Annotated in this window: 20 protein-coding genes; 9 read left to right on the top strand and 11 right to left on the bottom strand. The window is 73.5% G+C overall.

The genetic code is table 11. The features are described from left to right. Positions 1–123 precede the first annotated feature (123 nt). Together AAFN69_RS12485 and AAFN69_RS12480 are read right to left on the bottom strand one after the other, a co-directional pair. Positions 124–1,761, bottom strand: a complete 1,638-nt coding sequence (locus AAFN69_RS12485; RefSeq protein WP_347728471.1) for an ABC-F family ATP-binding cassette domain-containing protein — start codon at positions 1,759–1,761, stop codon at positions 124–126. Between the two features lie 70 nt (positions 1,762–1,831). After that, complete coding sequence (locus tag AAFN69_RS12480) at positions 1,832–2,923, bottom strand: oxidoreductase (RefSeq protein ID WP_347728470.1); 1,092 nt, start codon at positions 2,921–2,923, stop codon at positions 1,832–1,834. 75 nt (positions 2,924–2,998) lie between these two features. Here AAFN69_RS12480 and AAFN69_RS12475 point away from each other — a divergent pair, with 75 nt between their 5' ends. Continuing rightward, complete coding sequence (locus AAFN69_RS12475) at positions 2,999–3,958, top strand: FAD-dependent oxidoreductase (protein ID WP_347728469.1); 960 nt, start codon at positions 2,999–3,001, stop codon at positions 3,956–3,958. 74 nt (positions 3,959–4,032) lie between these two features. Here AAFN69_RS12475 and AAFN69_RS12470 read toward each other — a convergent pair whose 3' ends face one another. The 4 genes from AAFN69_RS12470 to AAFN69_RS12455 all read right to left on the bottom strand — a co-directional run bounded on the left by AAFN69_RS12470 (position 4,033) and on the right by AAFN69_RS12455 (position 9,647). Next, positions 4,033–4,260, bottom strand: coding sequence for a hypothetical protein (locus AAFN69_RS12470; protein WP_347728468.1), 228 nt, complete (start codon positions 4,258–4,260; stop codon positions 4,033–4,035). 240 nt (positions 4,261–4,500) lie between these two features. Then, positions 4,501–6,222, bottom strand: coding sequence for a BCCT family transporter (locus tag AAFN69_RS12465; protein ID WP_347728539.1), 1,722 nt, complete (start codon positions 6,220–6,222; stop codon positions 4,501–4,503). Positions 6,223–6,366: 144 nt separating this feature from the next. Beyond that, a complete protein-coding gene (locus AAFN69_RS12460; protein WP_347728467.1) occupies positions 6,367–7,653 on the bottom strand; it encodes a M14 family metallocarboxypeptidase in 1,287 nt (428 codons plus the stop codon). Further along, the gene (locus AAFN69_RS12455) at positions 7,650–9,647 is read right to left on the bottom strand and encodes a Xaa-Pro dipeptidyl-peptidase (protein ID WP_347728466.1); all 1,998 of its coding nucleotides are present in this window, start codon (positions 9,645–9,647) and stop codon (positions 7,650–7,652) included. The genes AAFN69_RS12460 and AAFN69_RS12455 overlap by 4 nt, the downstream gene beginning before the upstream one ends. A 319-nt stretch (positions 9,648–9,966) precedes the next feature. Here AAFN69_RS12455 and sph point away from each other — a divergent pair, with 319 nt between their 5' ends. The 3 genes from sph (at position 9,967) to AAFN69_RS12440 (ending at position 13,466) form a co-directional block, all read left to right on the top strand. Continuing rightward, positions 9,967–10,944 carry a sphingomyelin phosphodiesterase gene (sph, locus tag AAFN69_RS12450; RefSeq protein ID WP_347728465.1) on the top strand — a complete coding sequence of 326 codons (978 nt, stop codon included), beginning with the start codon at positions 9,967–9,969 and terminating at the stop codon, positions 10,942–10,944. Positions 10,945–11,496: 552 nt separating this feature from the next. After that, entirely contained in the window at positions 11,497–12,570 is a 1,074-nt protein-coding gene (locus AAFN69_RS12445) for a S1 family peptidase (RefSeq protein ID WP_347728464.1), read from the top strand. A 134-nt stretch (positions 12,571–12,704) separates the two neighbouring features. Continuing rightward, positions 12,705–13,466, top strand: coding sequence for a MerR family transcriptional regulator (locus AAFN69_RS12440; RefSeq protein ID WP_347728463.1), 762 nt, complete (start codon positions 12,705–12,707; stop codon positions 13,464–13,466). Positions 13,467–13,638: 172 nt separating this feature from the next. On the opposite strand, the gene AAFN69_RS12435 is transcribed toward AAFN69_RS12440, so the two are convergent. The 3 genes from AAFN69_RS12435 to AAFN69_RS12425 all read right to left on the bottom strand — a co-directional run bounded on the left by AAFN69_RS12435 (position 13,639) and on the right by AAFN69_RS12425 (position 18,325). Then, positions 13,639–15,840 carry a 3-hydroxyacyl-CoA dehydrogenase NAD-binding domain-containing protein gene (locus AAFN69_RS12435; RefSeq protein WP_347728461.1) on the bottom strand — a complete coding sequence of 734 codons (2,202 nt, stop codon included), beginning with the start codon at positions 15,838–15,840 and terminating at the stop codon, positions 13,639–13,641. Positions 15,841–15,895: 55 nt separating this feature from the next. Then, entirely contained in the window at positions 15,896–17,110 is a 1,215-nt protein-coding gene (locus AAFN69_RS12430; RefSeq protein ID WP_347728460.1) for an acetyl-CoA C-acetyltransferase, read from the bottom strand. Between the two features lie 123 nt (positions 17,111–17,233). Beyond that, entirely contained in the window at positions 17,234–18,325 is a 1,092-nt protein-coding gene (locus AAFN69_RS12425) for a CaiB/BaiF CoA-transferase family protein (protein ID WP_347728538.1), read from the bottom strand. 557 nt (positions 18,326–18,882) lie between these two features. Between AAFN69_RS12425 and AAFN69_RS12420 the strand changes: the two genes are divergently transcribed. Continuing rightward, positions 18,883–20,082 (top strand): saccharopine dehydrogenase NADP-binding domain-containing protein, encoded by a 1,200-nt coding sequence (locus tag AAFN69_RS12420; RefSeq protein WP_347728458.1) that lies wholly within the window; start codon positions 18,883–18,885, stop codon positions 20,080–20,082. Positions 20,083–20,130: 48 nt separating this feature from the next. Here the strand turns inward: AAFN69_RS12420 and AAFN69_RS12415 are convergent, their stop codons facing one another. Further along, on the bottom strand, positions 20,131–20,856 hold the full coding sequence (locus tag AAFN69_RS12415; protein ID WP_347728457.1) for an endonuclease V: 726 nt from the start codon (positions 20,854–20,856) through the stop codon (positions 20,131–20,133). Positions 20,857–20,950: 94 nt separating this feature from the next. Between AAFN69_RS12415 and AAFN69_RS12410 the strand changes: the two genes are divergently transcribed. Then, positions 20,951–21,535 carry an isochorismatase family protein gene (locus AAFN69_RS12410; protein WP_347728456.1) on the top strand — a complete coding sequence of 195 codons (585 nt, stop codon included), beginning with the start codon at positions 20,951–20,953 and terminating at the stop codon, positions 21,533–21,535. Between the two features lie 76 nt (positions 21,536–21,611). Beyond that, complete coding sequence (locus AAFN69_RS12405) at positions 21,612–21,914, top strand: YciI family protein (RefSeq protein WP_347728455.1); 303 nt, start codon at positions 21,612–21,614, stop codon at positions 21,912–21,914. 226 nt (positions 21,915–22,140) lie between these two features. Here AAFN69_RS12405 and AAFN69_RS12400 read toward each other — a convergent pair whose 3' ends face one another. Continuing rightward, on the bottom strand, positions 22,141–23,238 hold the full coding sequence (locus tag AAFN69_RS12400) for an oxidoreductase (protein WP_347728454.1): 1,098 nt from the start codon (positions 23,236–23,238) through the stop codon (positions 22,141–22,143). Between the two features lie 314 nt (positions 23,239–23,552). On the opposite strand from AAFN69_RS12400, the gene AAFN69_RS12395 reads away from it, so the two are divergent. Both AAFN69_RS12395 and AAFN69_RS12390 read left to right on the top strand, forming a co-directional pair. Continuing rightward, positions 23,553–23,969, top strand: a complete 417-nt coding sequence (locus AAFN69_RS12395) for an SsgA family sporulation/cell division regulator (RefSeq protein WP_347728453.1) — start codon at positions 23,553–23,555, stop codon at positions 23,967–23,969. A 328-nt stretch (positions 23,970–24,297) separates the two neighbouring features. Beyond that, positions 24,298–25,956, top strand: a complete 1,659-nt coding sequence (locus AAFN69_RS12390) for an ABC-F family ATP-binding cassette domain-containing protein (protein ID WP_347728452.1) — start codon at positions 24,298–24,300, stop codon at positions 25,954–25,956. Positions 25,957–25,998 lie beyond the last annotated feature (42 nt).

The raw sequence follows: 25,998 nt of genomic DNA, 5'->3' as shown, positions 1-25,998 counted from the left end.
AGCCCGTAACGGCATGCGCGGGCCGGTGGTGGTTCCCGGGGTGCCCGGCCGGATGGTCCGGGAGGGCGCCGCCGGCGCACCGCACGGCGGCCGGAGCGGCGGGCCCGCCCCTCCGGCCCGCTCTCAGCTCTCGGTGATCTTTCCGTCCGCCACCGTGACGCGGCGGGTGGTGCGCACCGCGTCCAGCATGCGCCGGTCGTGCGTCACCAGGAGCAGCGTGCCCGTGTACGACTCCAGCGCCTGCTCGAGCTGCTCGATCGCGACCAGATCCAGATGGTTGGTCGGCTCGTCCAGCACCAGCAGATTGACGCCCCGGCCCTGGAGCAGGGCGAGCGCCGCGCGGGTCCGCTCGCCCGGGGAGAGGGTGTTAGCCGGGCGGAGCACATGGGCCGCCTTGAGGCCGAACTTGGCCAGCAGGGTGCGCACCTCGGCGGGCTCGGTGTCGGGAACCGCCGCGCAGAAGGCGTCGAGCAGCGCCTCCGTGCCATGGAACAGGGCGCGCGCCTGATCGACCTCGCCGACCACCACTCCGGAGCCCAGCGCGGCATGGCCCGCGTCCAGCGGAAGCCTGCCGAGCAGCGCCGCGAGCAGCGTGGACTTGCCGGAGCCATTGGCTCCGGTGATCACGACCCGGTCGGCCCAGTCGATCTGGAGCGAGGCGGGCCCGAAGTGGAAGCCGCCGCGCCGGACCTCGGCCCCGCGCAGCGTGGCCACCACGGATCCGGAGCGCGGCGCGGTGGCGATCTCCATCCGCAGCTCCCACTCCTTGCGGGGCTCTTCGACGGTGTCGAGCCGTTCGATCATGCGCTGGGTCTGCCGGGCCTTGGACGCCTGCTTCTCGCTCGCCTCGCTGCGGAACTTCCGGCCCGACTTGTCGTTGTCGGTGGCCTTGCGGCGGGCGTTCTTCACTCCCTTGTCCATCCAGGACCGCTGCATCCGGCCCCGCTCCTCCAGGGCGCCGCGCTTGTCCGCGTACTCGTCGTACTCCTCGCGGGCATGGCGCCGGGCGGTCTCCCGCTCCTCCAGATAGGCCGTGTAGCCGCCGCCGTAGAGGGTGATCTGCTGCTGGGCGAGATCGAGTTCGAGCACCTTGGTCACGGTGCGGGTGAGGAATTCCCGGTCGTGGCTGACGACGACGGTGCCCGGCCGCAGTCCGCGGACAAAGCTCTCCAGGCGTTCCAGACCCTCCAGGTCGAGATCGTTGGTGGGCTCGTCGAGGAGGAAGACGTCATAGCGGGAGAGCAGCAGGGAGGCGAGCCCGGCGCGGGCGGCCTGGCCGCCGGAGAGCGCGGTCATCGGCAGATCGAGACCGACGGTGAGACCGAGGTCGGCGGCGACCTCCTCGGCGCGTTCGTCCAGATCCGCGCCGCCGAGCGCGAGCCAGCGCTCCAGGGTGGTGGAGTACGCGTCGTCCGCGCCGGGCACCCCGTCGACCAGGCCCTGCGTCGCCTCGTCCATCGCGCTCTGCGCGGCGGCGACTCCGGTGCGGCGGGCGAGGAACTCGCGCACGGTCTCGCCGGGGCGGCGCTCCGGCTCCTGCGGGAGGTGGCCGATGGTGGCGGTGGGCGGCGAGAGCCGCAGCTCACCCTGTTCGGGCCGGTCGAGACCGGCGAGCAACCGCAGCAGTGTCGATTTTCCGGCACCGTTGACACCGACGAGCCCAATCACGTCGCCGGGGGCGACGACCAGATCGAGATCGGCGAAGAGCGAGCGGTCACCGTGTCCGGCGGCGAGATTCTTGGCGACGAGAGTGGCAGTCATCAGATGACCGATCCTATCGGCGCGCCGATCGGGCGGAGCCGGGGCCGCGCAGAGCGGCCGGGCCGCGGGCTCACCCGCCCCGGCGGGCCACCGCCGCCGTGAGCACGCCGCCCAGGGTCCGGGCCACCAGGAAGGACGCGCCGCGCACCGCGCGCCCGTCCAGCGCGATCCGGTGCTCACCCGGCTCCAGCGTCCCGGCGAAGACCGGCGTCTCCCGGGTGCGGTGGAACAGCGCCGCCCGGTACGCGGTGAGCCGCACCCGGCAGGCCGTGGCCACCGTCAGCAGGGCCGCTCCGTCCCCCGCCGTCAGCGCGGTGAGCGGACGGCGCGGGTCCGCCCGCCGGTCGTCCAGCGCCTGCTCGATCTGGGCGGCCAGCAGCGGAACCACCGGGGCGAGACCGCTGACGTACACCGGCTCGGCGCCCGCGTCCGCGAAGGCCGCGCGCACCGCGGCGCGCTCCGCCTCGCCGGCCGCGCGGCCGAAGGCCACCACGGCGTAGTCGCGCAGCTCCCCGGCCGGCGGCCGGGTGGGGTCCGGGGCGATGTCCGCACCGATGCCGCCGGCGTGCAGGGCGGCGCGCAGCGGTACGAGGACGGCGTCCCGGGCACCGGTCAGCACGACCCGGCGGCGGTCCCGTGACGCGGCCACGACGGCGCTCCCGGCGCCTTCAACGCTCTCCGTGCTGTCCGTGCTCTCCGTGCTCTCGGCGAGCAGGCGCTCCAGGGCGGCCCGGTAGCCGGCGGCGCGGAAACGGAACGGGCCGACGCCCGGGTAGCGGTCCCGCGCCGGATCGACGAGGGCGCTGGTCTGCCAGGCGAAGTCCCGCCAGCGGACGGCGTCCCCGTCGCGCTCGACGACCGCGGTGACCGCGCCGCACTCCAGGGACCGGCATTCGGGGCAGGCGTAGATGACACACCGCCCGCCGGCCAGCGGCGGCGGCGCGTCGAGGAGCAGGGCGCGCACCTCCCCGACCGGAACCACCGGGGGCACATCGGCGGCCAGCGGTGACACCGCGTCGAGCTCACTGAGCCGCAGGAGCAGCGGGCGGCCGTCGACGACGAAATCCGGGGAAGCCCGGTGCGTCCGATGGGCGCCGCCCGGCACCACTCCTCCGCCCCGTGTCACGGGTGCCAGCCCGAAGGTCGCGTACTCGGCAGACATGTCGCGAGTATCCCCTTCTGTCACCCCGTTCCGGCCGCACCGGGCGGGGTGGCGCCGATTCGCTACCGTCACCGCATGAGTACCGATGTGATCGTGGTGGGGAGCGGGGTCAGCGGGCTGACGACCGCCGTGGTGCTGGCGGAGCGCGGTCTGCGGGTGCGGGTCCGGACCAGGGAGGCGGCCGAACTGACCACCTCGTCGGTCGCGGGCGCGCTGTGGTGGCCGTACCGGATCGAGCCGAAGGAGCTGGTCGGGGAGTGGACGGTGCGGAGCCTGCGGGTGTACGAGGAGCTCGCCCGGCGCCCGGAGGCGACGGGGGTGCGGCTGGTCGCGGGGGTGCTGGCGGACACCCGGTTCGCGGAGCTGGGGCCGTGGGCGGCCGAGGTGGCGGGGCTGCGGGCGGCCCGGCCCGGGGAGCTCCCGGCCGGTCACACGGAGGGGGTGCGGGCCCGGGTGCCGCTGGTTGACATGCCGGTCCATCTGGCCTGGCTGCGGCAGCGGCTGGAGGCGGCCGGCGGGGTGGTGGAGACACGGCCGGTGGCCTCGCTCGACGCGGCGGCGGCCGAGGCGCGGGTGGTGGTGAACTGCTCCGGGATCGGTGCCCGGGAGCTGGTTCCGGATCCGTCGGTGGGGCCGGTGCGGGGGCAGCTGGTGCTGGTGGAGAATCCGGGCATCGAGGAGTGGCTCGTCCTCGCGGACGGTGCGTCGGCGCGGACGACCTATCTGCTGCCGCAGCCGGGACGGCTGGTGCTGGGCGGTACGGCCGAGGAGGGCGACGGGCGGCGGGAGCCGGATCCGGTCACGGCGGCGGGGATCGTGGAGCGGTGCGCGCGGATATATCCGGCCATCGCGGACGCCCGGGTACTGGGTCACCGGGTGGGCCTGCGCCCGGCCCGGGCGGGCGGGGTGCGGATCGAGGCGGAACGGCTGCCGGGCGGCGGGCTGGTGGTGCACAACTACGGGCACGGGGGTGCGGGGGTGACGGTGGCCTGGGGCTGCGCGCGGGCCGCGGCGGCACTGGTGCCCGGCGGGTGAGCCCGGCGCGGGCTCCGGGGAGCCGGCCGGGGCGCGGACCGGCCCGTACCGCACGGTCCCGGTCCTCGGCCGGTTCAGTGCGGGGTGGGCCCCCGGCGGGAGACGCCGTCCCGGGGATCGCGCCGCCGCGGCGCCCCGGGTTCGGCCTCGCGGAGCCCGTCGGAGAGATTCCAGATCCAGTAGCCGACCAGCGGGATCAGGATGAGGAGGACGAGCGCCAGGACCGGATGGATCAGGGCCGCGACGACGATCACGGCAACACAGGACGCGACGGCGATGAGCGCCTTGCGGAACAGGGACATGGGCGGTGTCCTTCCGGAAACGGCGTGACGGGTGTGCCCACTTCGACGCGTGAACGACGGCCCCGGTTGCACGGGCCCGGCGGGCGGACGGACGCCCCCGGCCGCACGGAGCCGCATCCGGATGCGCGGCAGCCGGAGGCGGCCCGGCCGGCGCCGCGTGGTGCGGCGCCGGCCGGATGGAGTGCGTACGGATGGAGTGCGTACGGGCGGACGCGGCCCCGGACGGCGGCCCGGCGGGCCCTATGACTCCTGCGAGGGCGGCGGCTCGGCCGGCTGCGGTCCCACCGGGTCGCGGCCGTCGCCGGGCCCGGTCCCCGGACCCGTGCCCGGGCCGATGCGGATCTCGAAGTCGCCGTCGTACTGCTCGTGTCCCGCGATCACCGCGGACTCGATGACCTCCGTGCCCATCTCCCCGCGCACGATCAGCGGATCGTGGCGCAGATCGCGCATCAGGGCGACACACATGCCGACCATCACGATCACAAAGGGCGCGGCCACCAGGATGGTCAGATTCTGGAGTCCGGCGAGCGCGTCGCCCTGTCCGTTCCCGATCAGCAGCATGATCGCGGCGACCGCGCCGGTGACCACACCCCAGAAGACGACGACGAACCGGGAGGGCTCGAAGGTGCCCTTCTGGGAGAGGGTGCCCATGACCACCGACGCGGCGTCCGCGCCGGAGACGAAGAAGATGCCGACCAGGATCATCACCAGCAGGCTCATCACGGTGGGGATCGGGAACTGCTGGAGGACGGCGAAGAGCTGCCCCTCGGGGGTGGCCTCGTCGCTGAGCTTCCCGCTCTCCTGGAGGTTCATCGCCGTGCCGCCGAAGACGGCGAACCAGACCAGGCTGACCGTGCTCGGCACCAGGATGACGCCGCCGACGAACTGACGGATCGTGCGCCCGCGGCTGATCCTGGCGATGAACATGCCGACGAAGGGCGTCCAGGAGATCCACCAGGCCCAGTAGAAGACGGTCCAGTTGCCCAGCCAGTCGGCGACGCCCTCGCCGCCGGAGACCTCGGTACGGCCCGCGAGCTGGGGCAGTTCACCGAAGTAGGAGGCGATCGAGGTGGGCAGCAGATCGAGGATCATGATGGTGGGACCCGCGACGAAGACGAAGAGGGCGAGCACCAGCGCCAGCACCATATTGGTGTTGGAGAGCCACTGAATGCCCTTCTCCACGCCGGAGACGGCGGAGACGACGAAGGCGACCGTCAGTACCGCGATGATGGCGACCAGCAGCCCCGTACCGGTCTTCTCCAGCCAGCCCAGCTCGCCGAAGCCGCTGCCGATCTGGAGCGCGCCGAGGCCGAGGGAGGCGGCCGAGCCGAAGAGGGTGGCGAAGATCGCCAGAATGTCGATGAACCGGCCCGGTCCGCCGTGGGCATGCCGTTCGCCGATCAGCGGTACGAAGACGGCGCTGATGGTCTGGCGCCTGCGGCGGCGGAAGGTGCTGTACGCGATGGCGAGGCCGACCACCGCGTAGATCGCCCAGGGGTGCAGGGTCCAGTGGAAGAGGGTGGTGGCCATGGCGATCTGCATGGCGTCGGCCGCGTCGCTGGGGTCGGTGCCGGGCGGCGGCGTGATGAAGTGGGCGAGCGGCTCGCTCACCCCGTAGAACATCAGCCCGATGCCCATGCCGGCGCTGAACATCATCGCGACCCAGGAGACCGTGCGGAATTCGGGGCCCTCGCCCTCGTCGCCGAGCGGGATCCTGCCGTATCTGCTGATGGCGAGCCAGAGGGCGAACACCACGAACCCGGACGCGCAGAGGACGAAGGCCCAGCCGCCGTTGTGGATGAGCCCGTTCAGCATGGAGCCGGAGATGTCCTCCAGGGCGTCGGTGGCGATCGAGCCCCAGACCACGAAGGCGAGGGTGAGAACGGCGGTGACCCCGAAGACCACCCGGTCGGTCGAGGGCCGCTTGGCCTCCTGGGGATGGTCCGGGAGGCCGGCGGTCAGCGGCCGGCCTCCCGGGTCGTCCTCTTGTTCTCGGTGGTCTCCGTGTTCTCCGTGCGACACAAGTGGAACCTTTCAGGGATTGTGCGGAAGGCACTGATTTGTGCTTCCGCTACCCCCTACCACAGGTTTCGCACCTGGCAGCGGTCAACAGGCGGTCATCGGTTGTCCTTTTGTGAGGTGATATGTCGCACGGGAATCCAGCAGCAGCGGAATCAGCTTCCGCTGGGACTGCCGCAGCGGGACGAGCGCGCCGTCCCCGTCGCGCCGGTGCGTCACTCCGTGCAGGGCGAGCTCGTCCCCCACCTCGGCGAGCTGGGCGGCGTCGAGCCGGTAGGCGCAGGGCGGGTCGGCGATGATCTCCTCCGGGCCCGCCGGGTCGTTGTCGGCCCCGCCGATGTACACCGGGCCCCGGTCGCGCAGGCCCGCCAGCCGGGCGGCGGTGGTGGCCGACTCGACCTTGCCCCGGCGGTCCGCGGTGAAGGTGAACAGTCCGTCGAGGGCGGCGAGCTGGCTGCCCACCCGGCGCCGGTTGTTGAGCGCCGGATCGGTCCGCTCCTCCACGGTCAGGGCGTCCACCCGGCTCTCGATGAGCAGGCCGAGGGAGTTCTTGACCCCGGAGGCGTTGCGCAGGATCCGCTCCTGGCCGTCGCCCGCGACCTGGCGGATCGGTTCGCCGGTCTCGGGATCGGTCCACAGGCCGTAGGTGCCGGTGGTGTATCCCTCCTTCCGCGCGGCGGGGCGGACATAGCGGCCGGAGAGGATGGTCGACTCCCGGTGGACCGCCGTGTCGGTGTTGAGGTTGCGCGGCCAGAGGTCGAAGAGCTCCCTGTCGTAGTAGGGCGGGGTCGCCCCGTACTCGTGCAGGTCGTAGACGACGTCCGGGCGGTGGTCGCGGATGACGGCGGCCAGCGCGCGGCCCTCGGCGGTCCGCAGCGCGAGATGGTCGCGGTTGATGTCGATGCCGTCGGAGTTGCCCCGGGTGTCGGCCGCCCGCCCGTCCGGGTTGGCGGTGGGCACGACCAGCACCCTGGTGCGGGAGAGCAGCTCGCGGGTTCTTCGGTCCCGGTCGTGGGCGAGGTCGCGGATGGTGGTGAGGCAGGCCTCCCGGCCGGAGGGCTCGTCGCCGTGCTGGGAACAGATCAGCAGCACCGTGTTGGGCGCCTCGCGGTTCCCGATCCGGGCCAGCCGGATCGGGCGCCCCTGCTTCGAGGTGCCGATCCGGCCGACCCGGACACGGTCGCTGCCCCGGTCGACATCGGCGAGGAAGGCCCGCTCCTCGGTCTGGGTGGTCCAGCGCACGCCCTTGCTGAGCTCGAAACCGGTTCGCGGCGGCGGGCTGTGGTGTTCCGCCTCGGCGGTGACGGTCAGCAGCGGCACGGCGAGCGCCACCGCGGTGACGGTGATGAAGAGGGTGCGGACGCGGGGTGTCATCGGCTGTCGCCTCCCGGGAGGGGGTGGATGGGACGCGGTCCGGCGACTCCGCGGAGCGGGCCGGTGACCGGTGCGGGCGGGTTCGCCCGGCCGGCGGACGGGGCCGGGGGCGCGGTGGCGCGGACGAAGGCGGCGGTGCCGCCGACGATGGGGAGCCGCGCCGAGGTGCGTGCCAGGTCGACCGTCAGTTCCGGGGTGGCCGCCGGGGGCTCGATCAGATTCCGCTCGGTGCCGGCGACGATCAGCGCCAGCCGGTGCCCGGCCGGGACGACATGGTCGGTGGCGTGCAGATCGAGGGTGATGGTGTGCGGCCGGCCGGGGGTCAGCGGGCGGCCCCGCGCGTCGGACGCGTGATTGCCGAGATCGGCCCAGCCCCGGCTGAGGACGGTGTGGTCGACGGTGGCGGCGTCCGCCTCCGTCTCCCGGTAGCAGGCGCTGTCGCCCGGGGTGCTCGCACCCCAGCAGGTGCGCTCGGGGCGGGTGACGATGCCCTCGCCCGGCCCGGTGAAGTCGCGGATGACAGCGGGCCCGAGATCGACCAGCACGGCGGTCAGATGGGCCGCGGTGGTGTTCGGGGTGACGGTGAGCTTCACCTCGGACGATCCGGAGAGCCGCAGCTCGCGGCCGAGCGGACGGGTGATGAAGCCGGCCTTGGCCGGGGTGGACTGGTCGATCCGGGCGGCCCAGTCGGACTCGTCCAGCGCCGGATCGTCGGTGAAGGTCTCGGCCGCGCCCGGGCGGGCGGGTACGAGGGAGAGGGTGCCGACACCGGGTACGGCTCCCGGGCCGGGCCGTACGGTGGTGACGGCGGTGCCCCGCGGCGGCCAGGCCCGGTCCGTGGACCACTGGTCGGGGGCGCGCTCCACATCGGCCACCGGTTCGCGTTCGATGCCGTTCTCGTAACCCAGCAGATAGTGGTCGAACCAGCGGTGGAGGGTCTTCACCCACTCGGCGCGCCGGAAGTCGAAGGGGTCGACATGGCCGGCCCGGGTCAGCCAGACCTTGCGCTCCACGCCTTCCTCGGCGAGGGCGTCCCACCACTGCCCGAAGTGCTTGGCGCGGACATTGAGGTCCTGTATGCCGTGGACGGCGAAGACGCTGGCCTTCACGGAGCCGGCGTCGGGCAGATAGTCGCGCTCCGCCCACAGCCGGGTGAGATCCCCGGTGCGCGGGGCCCCGTCGATCAGCCGCTGTTTGACCGCGCCGCAGCGCGCGCGGGCCCCGGGGCTCTCGATGCGCTCGGCGAGCCAGTCGGGTCCGGAATCGAAGAGCGGGGCGCCCTTGGCGAAGTAGTAGTCGTACCAGGAGGAGATGGCGCCGATGGGGACGATGGTCCGCAGCCCCTCCACCCCGGTGGCGGCCACGCCGTTGGCGATGGTTCCGTCGTAGCTCTTGCCGATCATCGCGGTGTCGCCGGTGGACCATCCCGCGCGGGCGCGCTCGGTGCCGGTACGGGTGGTGTAGCCGCGGGCCCGGCCGTTCAGCCAGTCGACGACGGCCTTGGCGGAGTGGATGTCGGAGCGTCCGCCGACATCCACACAGCCATCGGAGCGGCTGGTTCCGGCGAGATCGACGGCGGCGAAGGCATAGCCGCGCGGGACGAAGTAATTGTCATAATAAAGGGGGAACTGTACGGGTTTCCCCTGGGCGTCATAGGTCTTGCGCTGGGCTTCGTTGCCGCGTCCGCAACAGGCGTAGTAAGGGCTGGCGTCCATGATGACCGGTATCTTCCGGCCCTGCCGGGCCGGCTCCCGGGGCCGCACGATGTCGACGGCGACCCGGTCGGACCGTCCGTCGCCGTCCCCGTCGACCCGGATGTCGACCCAGACGGATTCCCGGATGGCGTTCTCATAGGAGTGGACGGGCATGCTCTCCCGGGGCGCCGGGGCGCCCTGCGCGCCGGCCGGGGAGAGGACCGCGGCCATCAGGGCGGCCGAGGCCGCCACCACAAGCGATCTGTACCTCAAGCGGGGGCCCCGCGCACCTATCGGCATGGGAGCGGACGGTACTCCTGACAACTGCCCCGCGACAGAGGGCAATCAGCGTATTACCGGGTCGGGAGTGGCGCGAGCCGGAACCTCGCCGCGAGCGCTCCCCGCCCGCGAGGTCCGCCCGCCGCGCGGAATGCACTTCCCGGCGGCCCGGCGCCGGCCGGGAGTTCGGGCGATGGCCGCAGTATGGCAAGAAACCGGGCACCTGGCCATTACCTGCAAGTAACTCAGCCTGATGTGATGGGTGTTGCCGTACTCCGCCCTCACCCATCCGGGAGTTCCCGTGCCGCCCTCGACGTCCCGCCGCCGCCATGCGGCTGTCATGACCCTGTCCACCGCCCTGGTCGCGGCGGCGCTCGCCCAGACCGCCTCCCCCGCCGCGGCCGCCCCCGAACCGGCGGCCACACCCCCGCTGCGGGTGCTGTCGTACAACGCGTTTCTCTTTTCCACATCGCTTTATCCCAACTGGGGCCAGAATCACCGGGCCTCGGCGATACCCGAGGCCGCGTTCTTCCGGGGCCACGATGTGGTGGTGCTCCAGGAGGCGTTCGACAACGCCTCCTCGGACGCGCTGCTGCGCCGGGCCGCCGCGCGGTACCCCCACCAGACGCCGGTGGCCGGCCGGAGCCGGAGCGGCTGGGACGCGACCGGCGGCTCCTACTCGGCGGCGACACCCGAGGACGGCGGGGTCACCGTGCTCAGCAAGTGGCCGGTCGTCCGGAAGGAGCAGTATGTCCACAAGGACGCCTGTGGCGCGGACTGGTGGTCGAACAAGGGCTTCGCCTATGTCGTGCTGAATGTCGGCGGCGCCCGGGTACATGTCGTGGGCACCCACGCCCAGTCGACCGACCCCGGCTGTGCCGCGGGCGAGGCGGCCCGGGTGCGCAGCCGTCAGTTCAAGGCGATGGACGCCTTCCTCGACGCCAAGCGGATACCCGCCGCGGAACAGGTCGTGGTAGCGGGCGATCTCAATGTCGACCGCCATTCGGCGGAGTACGCCGCGATGCTCGGCGACGCGGGCCTCGCCGGGGCGGACGCGCACACCGGGCACCCGTACTCCTTCGACACCGCCGAGAACTCGATCGCGGCGGAGCGCTATCCGGCCGACCCGCGCGAGGATCTGGACCATGTCCTCCACCGGTCCGGACACGCCCGGCCGGCCGGCTGGACCAGTGAGACCGTCAAGGAGACCACCGCGCCGTGGACGGTCTCCAGCTGGGGGAAGACCCATACCTACACCAATCTCTCCGACCACTACCCGGTGATCGCCTCGGCGCGCCGGGCCGGGTCCGGCGGGTAGCGGCGTCCGGTGCCGGGGGCCTGCCGCGCCGGAGGCCGCCGGGGAGATCGTCCTCGTACGGGAGACACCCGGCCGACTCGGACGGCGCCGGGGTCCCTGCCGGGGCGGGGTCCCTCCCGGGCCGGGGCGGAGTCCCGCCCGGGCCGGGGCGGGGGAAGAGTGCGCCCCGCCGGGTGTCGCGCGCGGCCCGGCCGCCGGGTGTCACCTCTCCGGCCGTACCCGCGGGAGCGGTACCGGCGCACTCGGATGGCGGCGGCTGATCGGCCGATCGGTCCGCCCGCGCCCTCCGGCCGGGCCGCGGCGGGCGGCCGGCACGGGCGGGGCGCGGGAGCGGTGTGCGGGCGGTCCCCGGCCCGGTACGGCGCCCGGCGCGGGCGGCCGGGGCCCGCCGGACCGCCCGCGCGTCCGGCGGGATGTGAGCGGTGGTCACCCGCAGGGGTGACCACCGCCCGTCCGGGCGGCACGGGAGCCCGGGGGCGGGGCGGGTCCGCGCGCACAAGACTGCTGCTGACGCAGTCCCCCCACGGAACACCGGCAATGAGGAGTACCCCCATGAGACGCACGCTCCGCGCGCGCACCTGTCTTGCCGCCCTGCTGACGGTGCCCGCCGTCGCGTTCGGCGCCCCCGCCGCATCGGCCGAGCCGGAACCCACACCCACCGCCGGCCTCCAGGCCGCCCCCGGCCAGTACGCGCTCAGCGGCAGGCTGGAGCGCTCCCTCGGCGACGAGAGGTCGGCCGGCTCCTATCTCGACCCGGCGACCGGCGAACTGATCGTCACGGTCACCGACGAGTCGACCGCCGAGCAGGTCCGCCGGGAGGGCGCCCGCGCCGAGGTGGTCGAGCGCAGCGGGGCGGAACTCCGGGCGGTGATGGCCGCCCTGGACGAGGGCGCCCGGATCACCGGCACCTCGTGGGGCGTCGACCCCTCGGCGAACCGGATCGCCGTGGAGGCCGACTCCTCGGTCTCCGAGGCCGCGCTGCGGCAGCTCTCGGCGGTGGCCGCGCCCTTCGGCGACGCCGTGAGCATCGAGCGGGTGCCCGGTGTCTTCACCCAGGAGCTGGCGGGCGGTGACGCGATCTACGCGGCGGGCAGCCGCTGCTCGGCCGCGTTCAACGTGGTGCGGGACGACGGGGTCCGCTTCTTCCTCACCGCCGGGCACTGCACCAATATCGCGCCGAGCTGGTCCACCTCGCCCGGCGGTCCCGAAGTGGGTCTGCGCGAGGGCACCAGCTTCCCCGAGAACGACTACGGCATCCTGCGGTACATGGACGGCTCGCAGCCCGAGGGCTCGGTCAACCTCTACAACGGAGGCTTCCAGGACATCGAGTCCGCCGCGAACGCGATCGTCGGACAGGCGATCCAGAAGAGCGGTTCGACGACCAGGCTCACCAGCGGCAGGGTCACCGCGGTCAATGTGACGGTGAACTACGGCAGCGGCCCGGTACGCCAGCTGGTCCGCACCACCGCCTGTTCGGCCGGCGGCGACAGCGGCGGCGCGCACTTCTCCGGCACGACCGCGCTCGGCATCCACTCGGGCAGCTCCGGCTGCAACGGCACCGCCGGCTCGGCACTGCACCAGCCGGTGACCGAGGCGCTCGATGTGTACGAGGTGGCCGTCTACTGACCTGCGGCCCGGGGGTGCCCGGGCGGACCGGGCACCCCGTCCCGCCGGGTGCGATGAACGCCTTTCACAGCGGCGGTGCGACAGCAATACTGTTGTACCGCGCGGCGACCGGCCGACGGGCGGAGAGGGCGGGGATGGCGGCGGAGACCGAAGGGGCGGCTCTCACCGTCGACGAACTGGCCGCGCGCGCCGGGGTGACGGTGCGCACCATCCGCTTCTACGCCACCCGGGGGCTGCTGCCGCCGCCGGAGATCGGCCCCCGCCGGGTCGGGCGGTACGGCCCCGGCCATCTCTCCCGGCTCGCGCTGATCGAGGAGCTCCAGCACCAGGGCATGACGCTCTCCGCCATCGAGCGCTATCTGGAACGGCTGCCGGCCGATCTCACCGCACAGGAACTCGCCATCCACCGGGCGCTCGTCGCCTCCTGGGCGCCGGACTCCGCCGAGGAGACGACCCGGGCCGAACTGGAGCGCCGGGCGGGCCGGGAGCTGGAGGAGGAGGACATCGACCGGCTGGCGGCGATGGGCGCGCTGCGGCGCGCGGGGGAGCCGGGGACGTACCGGATCGATCCGGGGCTGCTGCCCCTCGGGATACAGCTGCTGGACGTCCCCGTCAGCTGCGAGACGATCCTCGCCGCCCGCACCGTACTGGTGGAGCACACCCGCTCGGCGGCGTACGAGCTCACCCGGCTCTTCCGGGACGAGGTGTGGAATCCCTACCGGGAGCGGGAGCCGGACCCGGCGCGGGTGGCGGCGATGCGGGACCGGTCGGCGCCCATCCGGCCGATGGTGGTGCAGGCGCTGGTCACGGCCTTTCAGCGCTCGCTCAAGGAGGAGCTGCGGGCGGCGTTCGGCGAGCGGCGGGCGGAGGAGCCCGGCGGCACGGGGACCGGCTGACCCTTCCCCCGGAACCGGGGAGCCGGAACCCCGGAGCCGGGCTCCGGGAAGCCGGGGTCCGGGGCTCCGGGAAGCCGGGCCCGGCCCGCCGCCGTGCGGAGAGCCGGGCGGGCCCGGCCCGCCGCCGTGCGGAGAGCCGGGCGGGCCCGGATCGCCGCCGTGTGCCGCGCCGTCAGCCGTCGTCTCCGAACCGCTCCCCCCGCTCCGCCTTCTCCACCAGCAGGGCCGACGGCTCGAACCGCTCCCCGTAGGCGGCGGCCAGCTCCCGGGCGCGCGCGGTGAAGCCGGGCAGACCGCCCTCGTATCCATTGATGTACTGGAGCGCGCCGCCGGTCCAGGCCGGGAAGCCGATGCCGAGGATGGAGCCGACATTGGCGTCGGCGACCGAGGTGAGGACGCCCTCCTCCAGACAGCGCACGGTGTCCAGCGCCTCCGAGAAGAGCATCCGCTCCTTCAGGTCGGCGAAGGGGACATCGGCGTCCGCGCGGGTGAAGTGCTCCCGCAGCCCCGGCCAGAGCAGGCCCCGGGAGCCGTCGGCGTCATAGTCGTAGAAGCCCGCGCCGCCGCTGCGGCCGGTGCGGCCGAAGTCGTCCACCATCCGGTCGATGACCTCCTCGGCGGGGTGTCCCGTCCAGGTCCCGCCCGCGCTCTCGACCGCGCGCCGGGCCTCGTCGCGGATCCTGCGCGGCAGGGTGAGGGTGAGCTCGTCCATCAGCGCCAGCACCTTGGCGGGGTATCCGGCCTGGGCGGCGGCCTGTTCGACCGAGGCCGGCTCCACTCCCTCGCCGACCATCGCCACCCCCTCGTTGATGAACTGGCCGATGACCCGGGAGGTGAAGAAGCCGCGCGAGTCATTGACCACGATCGGCGTCTTGCCGATCTGCCGGACCAGGTCGAAGGCGCGCGCCAGCGCCTCCTCCCCGGTGGCCACCCCCTTGACGATCTCCACCAGGGGCATCTTGTCGACCGGCGAGAAGAAGTGGAGTCCGATGAAGTCGGCCGGGCGGTCCACTCCCTCGGCGAGCTGGGTGATGGGGAGGGTGGAGGTGTTGGAGCAGAGCAGGGCGTCCGGGTCCACGATGTCCCCGATCTCCCGGAACACCCGGTGCTTGAGGCCGGCGTCCTCGAAGACGGCCTCGATCACGGCGTCGCACCCGGCCAGCTCGGCCGGGTCCGCGGTCGGGGTGATCCGGGCGAGGAGGGCGTCCCGCTCCGCCCCGGTCGTGCGCCCCCGGGCCACCGCCTTGTCGAGCAGCAGCCGCGAGTACTCCTTGCCGCGCAGCGCCGCCTCGGCCGAGACGTCCTTGAGGACGACCTCGATTCCGGCGCGGGCACAGGAGTGGGCGATCCCGGCGCCCATCATCCCGGCGCCCAGCACGGCGACCCGGCGCACCGTGCGCGGTTCGAAGCCGCGGGGCCGGCCGGCGCCGGAGTTGACCGCCTGGAGGTCGAAGAAGAACGCCTGTGTCATGTTCTTGGAGATCCGGCCGGTCACCAGCTCGGTGAAGTACCGGGCCTCGATGATCTGCGCGGTCTCGAAGTCGACCTGGGAGCCCTCGACGGCGGCGGCCAGGATGTTGCGCGGGGCCGGATGGGGCGCGCCGGCCGTCTGCTTCTTCAGATTGGCCGGGAAGGCGGGCAGATCGGCGGCGAACCTCCGGTCCGCCGGGGTCCCGCCGGGGATCCGGTACCCCTTGACGTCCCAGGGCTGCCGGGATTCGGGGTGGGCGTCGATGAAGGCCCGGGCCCTGGCCGTCATCTCCTCGGCGGTCTCGGCCACCTCGTGGACCAGGCCGTTCTCCAGGGCCCGGCGCGGGGTGTGGCGGGTGCCCCGGAGCAGCACGTTGAGGAGCGCGTCCGTGATGCCGAGCAGCCGTACGGTGCGGGTGATCCCGCCGCCGCCGGGCAGCAGTCCGAGGGTGACCTCCGGGAGTCCGATACGGGAGCCGGGGGTGTCGAGGGCGATCCGGTGATGGCAGGCGAGGGCGATCTCGTAGCCGCCGCCGAGTGCCGTGCCGTTGATGGCGGCGACCACGGGTTTGCCGAGGGTCTCGATGCGGCGCAGGGCGTGTTTGACGGCCATTCCCGCGTCGAAGGCCCGCTGGGCGTCCCCGGGGCCGAGCCGGATCATGTCCTTGAGGTCGCCGCCGGCGAAGAAGGTCTTCTTGGCGGAGGTGACGACGATGCCGCGGATGGAATCCCGCTCGGCCTCGGCGCGGTCGGCGACGGCGGCGAGGGAGTCGCGGAACGCCTGGTTCATGGTGTTGGCGGACTGTGCGGGATCGTCGAGTACGAGGGTGACGACTCCGGTGTCGTCCTGTACCCAGCGGATGGCGCCGGCCAACTCGCCGGGGCTGTGGGTGTGCTCGGTCATCGTGTGCTCTCCAGGCAGTCGTGGGCGGCGGCGGGGTGTTCGGCGGGGCGGCGGATCACACCCGCTCGATCACGGTCGCGATCCCCATCCCGCCCCCGACGCAGAGGGTGACGAGCCCGTACCGCCGCTGCCGCCGCTCCAGTTCGTCGATGAGCGTGCCGAGGATCATCGCACCGGTCGCGCCGAGCGGATGTCCCATCGCGATGGCGCCGCCGTTCACATTGATCCGGTCCAGGGGGACGTCCAGATCGCGGGCGAACCGGAGCACCACCCCCGCGAACGCCTCGTTGATCTCGATCAGATCGATGTCGCCGATGGTCAGTCCCGCCCGGGCGAGCGCCTTGCGGGTGGCGGGCGCGGGGCCGGTGAGCATGATGGTGGGCTCGGAGCCGGAGACCGCGGCGGAGACGATCCGGGCGCGCGGGGTGAGCCCGTACCGCTCTCCGACGGCCCGCGATCCGACGGCGACCAGGGCCGCGCCGTCCACGATGCCGGAGGAGTTGCCCGCGTGGTGGACATGGTCGATCCGCTCGACCCAGTGGTACTTCTGGAGCGCCACGGCGTCGAAGCCGCCGAGGTCGCCGATGGCCGCGAAGGCGGGCGGGAGGGCGGCCAGGCTGTCGGCGGTGGTGCCGGGGCGCATGTGTTCGTCGTGGTCGAGGACGACCAGGCCGTTGCGGTCGCGGACGGGGACGACGGAGCGGTCGAACCGGCCGTCCTTCCAGGCCGCCGCCGCGCGTTCCTGGGAGAGGGCGGCGTAGGTGTCGACCTCGCGGCGGCCGAAGCCCTCGATGGTGGCGATGAGGTCGGCGCCGATGCCCTGGGGGACGAAGCCGACGGTGTGGTTGGTCATCGGGTCGGCGAACCAGGCGCCGCCGTCGGAGGCCATCGGCACCCGGGACATCGACTCCACTCCCCCGGCCAGCACCAGATCCTCCCAGCCGGACCGGATCTTCATCGCGGCCATGTTGACGGCTTCCAGGCCGGAGGCGCAGAAGCGGTTCTCCTGTACTCCGGCGACCGTGTCGGGAAGTCCGGCCGCGATGGCGGCGATCCGGGCGATGTCGGAGCCCTGGTCACCCACCGGGCCCACCACACCGAGGACGATGTCGTCGACGGCCGCGGGGTCGAGCCCGGGGAAGCGGGCCCGCAGTTCCCGGATGAGGCCGACGACGAGATCGATCGGCTTGGTGCCGTGCAGGGCGCCGTTCGCCTTGCCGCGCCCGCGCGGGGTGCGGATGGCGTCGTACACATACGCTTCGGTGCTCAAGACAACAGCCCTTCGGGGTGGGAGAGGCGGGAGCGGGGGTGCCGTGCGGGTGCCGCGGGACGGTGGGGTCCGGCGGGGATCGCGCGGGGCGGTGCCCGGGAGCCCGTACCGCCGTCATCGCGGTCATCCCTCTCCGGTGGTGCCCTCCGCGGGCAGGCCCCAGTCCCGCGCCACCGCCGCCGTGTCGGCCCCCGGCAGCGCGGGGCCGGTGCGCACCGAGGCGGGTGTGGCCGAGAAGCGCGGTGCGGGGGCGGGTTGGACGACTCCGGCGTGTTCGGTGAAGGTGCCGCGCGCGGCGAGATGCGGATGCCCGGGGGCCTCGCGCAGCGAGAGCACCGGTGCCACACAGGCGTCCGATCCCTCGAAGGCGGCGGTCCACTCGGCGCGCGTACGGGTCAGGAACCGCTCGGCGACCAGGGTGCGCAGCTCGCCCCAGCGGTCGAAGTCCCGGCGGGCCGGGGCCCGGTCGCCGATGCCCAGCACCCGGATGAACTCGTCGTAGAACCGCTTCTCCAGCGCGCCGACGGCCATGTACTCGCCGTCCGCGGTCTCGTAGCAGCCGTAGAAGGGGCAGCCGCCGTCGAGCAGATTCGATCCGCGCCGGTCCTGCCACCCCCCGGCCGCCGTCATGCCGTGGATCATCGTGGCGAGATGGGCCGCGCCGTCGACGACGGCCGCGTCCACGACCTGGCCGGTGCCGCCCTCGGTACGGGCGTGCCGGAGCGCCGCGAGCACGCCGATGACGAGATAGAGGGAGCCGCCGGCGTAGTCGCCGACGAGGTTGGCGGGGACGGCGGGCGGCTCGTCCGGCTTCCCGATCATGCCGAGGGTGCCGGTCACGGCGATGTACGCGATGTCGTGCCCGGCCCGGTCGGCGAGCGGGCCCCGCTGTCCCCAGCCGGTCATCCGTCCGTACACCAGCCGCGGGTTGCGGGCGAGGCACTCGTCGGGTCCGACGCCGAGGCGTTCGGCGACACCGGGCCGGTACCCCTCGATCAGGATGTCCGCGCGCTCGGCCAGTTCGAGGACCCGGGCGGATCCGCCGGGGGCCTTGAGGTCGATCAGTACGGAGCGCTTGTTCCGGTTGGTGAGGTCATGGGCCGGGTCGATGGCGAGCCCGGGGCCGCCGGGCCGGTCGACGCGGACGACATCGGCGCCGAGGTCGGCCAGGAGCATGGCGGCGAACGGTCCGGGGCCGATTCCGGCGAGCTCCACCACCCGTACGCCGGCGAGAGGTCCGGCGCCGGCCGGTGCCGCCGGTCCCGGATCCGCCGCCGCGGTCGTGGTCGGGTCCGGTGTGGAGGTCGCTGTCATGGGTCCCCAGCCTTGATGTGACACAAGTGATGTAACACCGGTGATGGTATGAACGCCCTTCGGCGCAGACAAGGCCCTCGCCCGAGCAAGCGCTTGGAATCACCCGGGCGATTCGGCGCGGCAACGGCGGGCCGGGATACGGCCACCGGTGTTACCGGCGGGAAACGCGTCTTTTCCCGGGTGCGCCGGCACGCTAGCCTCAGCCACCTGCCGGGCCCGCCGGAGCGGCACGGGCCGGGGGCGTTCCCCGGCTCTGTTCGTCGGCCGGCCGGGGGCTTCCCCGGCGGGTGGCTTGCCCCGGCGGGTGACATGTCCGGCGGGAGCACTCCCGGCCGGAGCACTCCCCGGCAGGGGGCTTTCCCCGGCAGGGGGCTTTCCCCGGCAGGGGGCTTTCCCCGGCAGGGGGCTTTCCCCGGCCGGCGGCAGACGGCGGACGCGGCACGAGCGGCGGAGGATCAGTGGACAGGCAGGACGGGACCGGTCGCGCTGAGCGCCCGTACGACATCGTGCTCTTCGGGGCCACCGGGTTCGTCGGCGAACTGACGGCCGCGTATCTGGCCGCGCACGCGCCGGACGGCTGCCGCTGGGCCCTCGCGGGCCGGAGCGGGCCGAGGCTGGAGCTGCTGCGGGAACGTCTCGCCGCCGCGCATCCGGCCTGTGCGGACCTCCCGCTGATCGAGGCGGCGGCGGACGACCCGGCCGCGATGCGCGAACTCGCCCGCTCCGCAGGGGTCGTGGCGACGACCGTCGGCCCCTATCTCTGGTACGGCGAACCACTGGTGGCCGCCTGCGCGGACGCCGGGACCGACTACATCGATCTGACCGGTGAGGCGGAGTTCGTCGATCTGGCGTACGTCCGCCATGAGGCCCGCGCCCGGGAGACCGGGGCCCGGCTGATCCACGCCTGCGGCTTCGACTCCGTACCGACCGATCTGGGCGTGTACTTCACCGTCCGCCGGCTGCCGCCGGACGTGCCGCTGCGGGTGGACGGGTTCGTCGGGTCCAACGGGACCTTCTCCGGCGGCACCTTCGCCTCGGCGCTGAACGCGATGGGCAGGGGACGGCACCTGCTCCGCGCCGGACGGCAACGGCGGCTGCACGAGCCCCGGCTGGTCGGCAGGCGGGCGCGGGCGCCGCTCGGCGGACCCCGGTTCAGCGCCGAGACCGATGCCTGGGCGCTGCCGCTGCCGACGATCGACAACCAGATCGTGACCCGTTCGGCGCGGGCGCTGCCGGAGTACGGCCCCGACTTCCGCTACCGGCACTACGCGTCGGTGAAGTCGCTGCCGATGGCGGTCGGCGGGATGGCGGCGGTGGGGGCGATGATCGGCCTCGCGCAGCTGCCGCCCGTCCGGCAGTGGTTCTCGGACCGCCGGAAGCCGGGGGACGGCCCCGACGCGGAGCGCAGGGCGAAGAGCTGGTTCTCGGTCCGCTTCGTGGGCGAGGGCGGCGGCCGGACCGTCTTCACGGAGGTGTCGGGCGGTGATCCGGGCTATGACGAGACGGCGAAGATCTTCGCGGAGTCGGCGCTCTGTCTGGCCTTCGACGAACTGCCCCGCACCGGCGGGCAGCTGACCCCCGCGGTGGCGATGGGGGACGCGCTGCTGGACCGGCTCCAAGAGGCGGGAATCCGCTTCCGGGTCGCGGCCCGGCGGTAGGCCGCGTCCGTACCGTCCGCCGGTGGGGTTCCCCGGGCGGCGGGCGGGTCAGGCCGGATCCGGAGCGTGCGCGGCGGCGGCCGTGAGGGCCTGCCGGCAGAGCCGGTCGGCGTGGCGGGTGGTCTCGGGGAGACGGTAGTCGGGGGCGAGGCTCAGCGTCTGCGCGACGGCGTTGTCGAGGGTGACCCGGTGACCGGCCGAGACATAGACCGGTTTCACCCCGTCCCGGGTGCGCAGGGCCCGCCCGACCACCTCGGCGGGGCCGGTCCGGTCGCCGCCGGCGAGCAGATCGGCCGTGTCGCCGCGGCGCGGGCCCAGTTCACCGTGGTGGAAGACGAAGGGATTCTTGGCGACCCCGATGGACGGCAGCCCGGTGAGCACCCCCAGATGGCTGGCCAGTCCGAAGCGCCGGGGGTGCGCGCGGCCGTATCCGTCGCAGACGACCAGACCGGGGTCCGATGCGAGGGATTCCAGTACCGCCAGCACGGCCGGGAGCTCGCGGAAGGCCAGCAGCCCGGGAATGTAGGGGAAGGCGATACGGCCGATCGCGGTGGCCTCCTCCACGACGGCGAGCGTGGCGGCGTCGAGCACCACGGCCGCCGCGGCGACGAGATCGCGGTCGTCGTCGTACGCCACGTCCACCCCGGTCACCAGCCCGGTGCCGGGCAGCGGGCCCGGCTCGTCCAGGTCCACCCGGGCGCGGAGTTCGTCCTGGACGGCGCGGGCGGCCTCTTCGCCGGCGGGCCAGCCGGCGGGCACTTCGATGATCGTCATGGTGGGCCCAGCGTAGGAGAGGTGTCCCCGCGGTGACACTCCGGCCCGGAAAACCGGGTGGAGGCGCGCGGTGCCGGCGGCCCATGATGACGGCATGATCGATTCCGTGATTCCCGTGACCGCCCTGATCGTTGTGGATGTGCAGTCCGCCTCCGTCTCCGGCGGGCGGGCGGTGCCCGAGGCGGCCCGGCTGCTGGACCGCACGGCCGCGCTGATCGACCGGGCCCGCGGGAGCGGGTCGCTGGTGGTGCATGTGCAGAACGACGGCCGCCCCGGAGCGGGCGACGAGCCCCACACCCCCGGCTGGGCGCTCCACCACCGCGTCGAGCCGGGCCCCGCGGAGACCGTGATCCGCAAGACCGAGGCCGACAGCTTCGCCGGGACACCGCTCGGGGGCCTGCTGACCGCCGCACGGGTGGAGTCGCTCGCCGTCTGCGGTGTGATGTCCGAGATCTGCGTCCAGGCGACGGCGCGCACCGCACTGGCGCTGGGCTACCGGGTCGTTCTGCCGTACGACGCCCACGCCACCCATGACATACCGGCGGCGCCCGGGGTCAGCGCGGTGGTCCCGGCGGCGGTGGCCTCCCGGGTCGCCGCGTGGGCCCTCGGCGGCGGGGCCGAGATCACCACCCGGGCCGGGGATGTCGTCTTCGCGGCCGTGCCCGCCCCGGGTCGCTGAGGCTCCCGGACGGGTCGGTTCACGGCACCGGGGGGACGCACCGCGCGGGCCTCCCCCTTGCCGTAGCCTGGCGATCATGTTCGTACTGGAGCTGACCTACACCGCCCCCGTGGAGCGCGCGGACGCGCTGATGGAGGCGCATCTGGAGTGGCTGAACGCGCATTACGAGTCGGGCGTGTTCATCGCCTCGGGCCGGAAGAACCCCCGGGACGGCGGGGTGATCCTCGCCGCCGGCCCCGACCGCGCGCGCATCGAGGAGATCGCGGCGTCCGACCCCTTCACGGTCAACGCCGTCTGCGCGTACCGGATCACCGAATTCCACGCGACGAGAACAGCCCCCGGCCTGGCCGAGTACCGCGAACAGCCCCCGCGCCCGTAACGCGCGGGCGACATCAGCCCCGCCGGCGGATGAGGCGCGGGGCCGGGACCTGCCCCGCAGAACCCCACACCTCACACACGCGGACGGGCACGAGCCAAATCCAGCCCCGCCGGCGATTGAGGCGCGGGGCCCGGGGCGGAGCCCCGCAAGCACCCGCGCCCCGCAAGCACCCGCGCCCCGCAAGCACCCGCGCCCCTCACGCCCGCCCCCCGCCAAAGGCCCCCGCTCAGCCGCGCCGCCACTCCAGCCTCGCCACGCCCCCCTTCTCACCCGACGCCCAGCACCCGCCATCCGCCGCGCAGTCCACCGTGTCGTACGACCCGGTGCCCACCGTCCGCCACGTACGCCCCGCGTCCAGCGTGAGATCCGTACCCGTCGGCCCGACCGCGAGCGCCGCGCGCGAGCTGTGCGGCAGCCAGGCGACCCCGGAGCGGTACGCGGGCGGCGGAGTCGCCGACGGACGCCAGCCGCGCCCCCCGTCCCGGCTGACGGCGGCCGCCCGCTCGGAGGGCTGCCCGGTCCGGTAGTCACCGCCGACGGCGATCCCGTGCAGCCGGTCGCGGAAGGCGAGGGCGAAGACACCGCGTGCCGGATCCCCGGCCGGGATCGGCGATTCGGCGACCGTCCAGTTCCGGCCGCGGTCGGCGGAGTGCAGCACCCGGGCCGTGGCCGCGCCCCCGGTCGCCAGCCAGACGTCCCTGCTGCCGGCGCTCACCAGGCACTGCCCGCTCGCGGCGAAGCCCGCCTCACCGGTCTGCGCCGCGGGCATCCCGGCGTCCGGCAGCACCCGCCAGGAGTGCCCGCCGTCCCGGGTGGAGAGGATGCGGAACTTCCCGTCCACCGGATCGCTCAGCGCCAGCCCGTTCCGGTTGTCGAAGAAGGTGAGGCAGTCGTAGAAGGCCCGGGGGTCGGGGTTGCGGAAGGACTCCGTCCAGGTGGCCCCGCCGTCACCGGTGCGGAAGATCCGGGACGCCTCGCCCTCGCCGATGGCGAGCACGACCGCACGTCTGCCGTCGAACGCCTCGATGTCGCGGAACTCCAGGCCGCTCGCGCCGGGCGGGGAGACGTCGTGCCAGGTGCGGCCGGAGTCCGCGGTGCGCAGTACCGTCCCCCGGGAGCCCGCCACCCAGGCGGTCGCGCGGCTGACGGCGGCCAGTCCCCGCAGCCGGACATCCGTGCCGGCCGGTTTCACACTCCACTCCGGTCCCCCGCCCCCGGCCTGGCCCGGGACGGCTGCTCGGGCCGGCGCCGCCAGCACGGCGCCCACCGCCAGCACGGAAAGGCACAGTGACACCACTCGTCTCGTCTTCCCCATGGAGGTCATGGCGGTGGAAGCTAGTCCAAGCGCCGGACCCCGTCCAGGGTGCGGTTCGCGCCGGCCCTTCCGGGCCACCGGGGGTACCGGAAGCCGTCCGCGCCCCGCCCCGGTGGTCGCTCTCCGCTGTCGGCCGGGTGCGCGGAGACCGCCGCTCCCCCGGTCGCCGGAGCCCGGCGCCGGGCGGGCCCGTCGGCTCGCACACACCCCCCGCCGGCGCCGGTGACACAACTCACGCCCGTTCCGGATGCACTCAACGACCGGTTTTGCCGTCTTTACCGGAGTCAGGGAGGCGCCAGCCGCCGCGCACGAAGGAGCAGGGTTTGTCCACCGTCATCGAGCAGCCCGTGCAGGCCAGACTGGTCGCTTCGGCACCCCGGATGGAGACCGTGCCGGCCACGCTCCGTTACGACTGTGCCGATCCCTTCGCCGTGCGGATGGAATTCCCCGGCCAGGCCACGCTGGAGGGCAGCGATGTGTCGTGGGCCTTCGGCCGGGAGCTGCTGGCCGCGGGCATCGACAAGCCCGCCGGTGCGGGCGATGTCCGCGTACGGCCGTACGGATATGGCCACACCGTGATGGAGTTCCATGCGATCGAAGGTGTGGCGGTCGTCCATGTCCCCACCCATGACCTGCGGTTGTTCCTTCAGCGGGCGCACAGCGCGGTGCCGTCGGGCCGGGAGCATCTGCACCTCGATCTCGACCGCGACCTGACCGAGCTGCTGCGCGACGCCCGCTGAGAGCGGCCCGCACCCGGGCCGGATCCGCACCGGCCCGAGCCGATCCGCGCCGGATTTAATGCGTTGACACCACCCGACGGGTGTTTCTACGGTGGTGCCCGTCCTGTTGTCGCCGATTGGAGAAGGACGTTGCTCGTCTGAGGTCTTGAGACACCATGCGTCACCGCCGTGTCAGGCGTGTGCGCAGAGCGTGCGACCTCGGCATTCGAGCCGTCCGTCCCGGCCGGGACCGATTCCCTCGGCATTCCTCCGCCACCGGCGGCCGTCGTCCGCATCCCGGTGTCTCCCGCTGTTGCCCTCCCTCCTCATCACGCAACCGGAGACCCTTTTGTCCACTCCCTCATCTCATGTTGTCTGCACCTCTCTGACCTTCACCTGGCCCGACGGCACCACGCCGTTCAAGGACTTCCGGATCGCGGTCGGCCCCGGCCGGACCGGGCTCATCGGCCTCAACGGCTCCGGGAAATCAACCCTGATGAAGCTGATCGCGGGAGAGCTGACCCCCGCCGAGGGCACCATCCGCACCACCGGCGGCATCGGCTACCTGCCGCAGAATCTGGTCCTCGACACCGCGCTGCGGGTGGACCAGGTCCTGGGCATCGCCGAGACCCGCGCCGCGCTCCACGCGATCGAGGGCGGTGATCCGAGCGAGAAGCACTTCACCGCCGTCGGCGACGACTGGGACGTGGAGGAGCGGGCGCGGGCCGCGCTCGATCAGCTCGGCCTCGGTCACATCGGGCTCGACCGCACCATCGGCGAGGTCTCCGGCGGCGAGGGCGTCCTGCTGCGGCTGGCCGCCCTGCTGCTCGAACGGCCGGAGATCCTGCTGCTCGACGAACCCACCAACAATCTCGACCTCTTCGCCCGCCGCCGGCTGTACGCCGCGGTGGCCTCCTGGCCAGGGGTGATGATCATCGTCAGCCACGATCGCAAGCTGCTGGACCTGGTCGACCAGATCGCCGATCTGCGGTCCGGCGAGGTCACCTGGTACGGCGGGAACTTCCACGCCTACGAGAAGGCGCTCGCCGTCGAACAGGAGGCCGCCGAGCGCATGGTGCGGGTGGCGGAGGCCGACGTACAGCGGCAGCGGCGCGAGCTGGCCGACACCCACGTCAAGCTGGCCCGCCGCAAGCGGTACGGCAAGAAGATGGAGGAGAACAAGCGGGTGCCGAAGGTCACCGCGAACGCTCTGAAACGCAGTGCCCAGGAGTCCGCCGGACGGCTCCGGATCCAGCACTCCGAGAAGCTCACCGAGGCCAGGGAACGCCTGACCGAGGCGGAGGACGCCGTCCGGGACGACGACGAGATCCGGATCGAGCTGCCGTTCACCCGGGTCCATCCCGGGCGCGGGGTGCTGCGGCTCACCGATCTGACCGTGCGGTACGGGGCCGAGCCGGTCGGCAGCCTCGAAGTGCGCGGCCCGGAGCGGATCGCCCTGGTGGGGCGGAACGGCGCGGGGAAGACCTCGCTGCTGAGGACGGTCACCGGTGAACTGCCACCGGTCTCGGGCGAAGCGGTGGCCGAGGTTCCGCTGCGCTTTCTGCCGCAGCGGCTCGATGTGCTGGACGACGGGCTGACCGTGGCGGAGAACGTCGCGCGGTTCGCGCCCGGCGCGACCGACAACCGGATCCGGGCACAGCTCGCGCGTCTGCTCTTCCGGGGTGCCCGGGCCGACCAGCCGGCCGGAACGCTCTCGGGCGGGGAGCGCTTCCGGGCGGCCCTCGCCGCCCAGCTGCTGTCCGAACCGGCTCCGCAGCTCGTGCTGCTCGACGAGCCGACCAACAATCTGGACATGGCGAGCGTGCGCGGACTGACCGCGGCGCTCGACGCCTACGAGGGCGCGCTCATCGTGGCCGGCCACGATGTGCCCTTCCTGGAGTCGATCGGCGTCACCCGCTGGCTGCTGCTGGACGGCGGGCTGCACGACATCACCGCCGAGGACGTACGGGAGGGGAGGCTGCGGCGCCCGGAGCCGCCGCGGGGGTAGCGACGGCGGCGCGGCGGACGCGGCGGGGCACAGACCCCGCCG

The sequence above is a fragment of the Streptomyces sp. CAU 1734 genome, assembly GCF_039888735.1.
Taxonomy (GTDB): domain Bacteria; phylum Actinomycetota; class Actinomycetes; order Streptomycetales; family Streptomycetaceae; genus Streptomyces.
The sequence above is the reverse complement of the archived record's forward strand: the minus strand, read 5'-3'. Positions and strand labels throughout refer to the sequence as shown.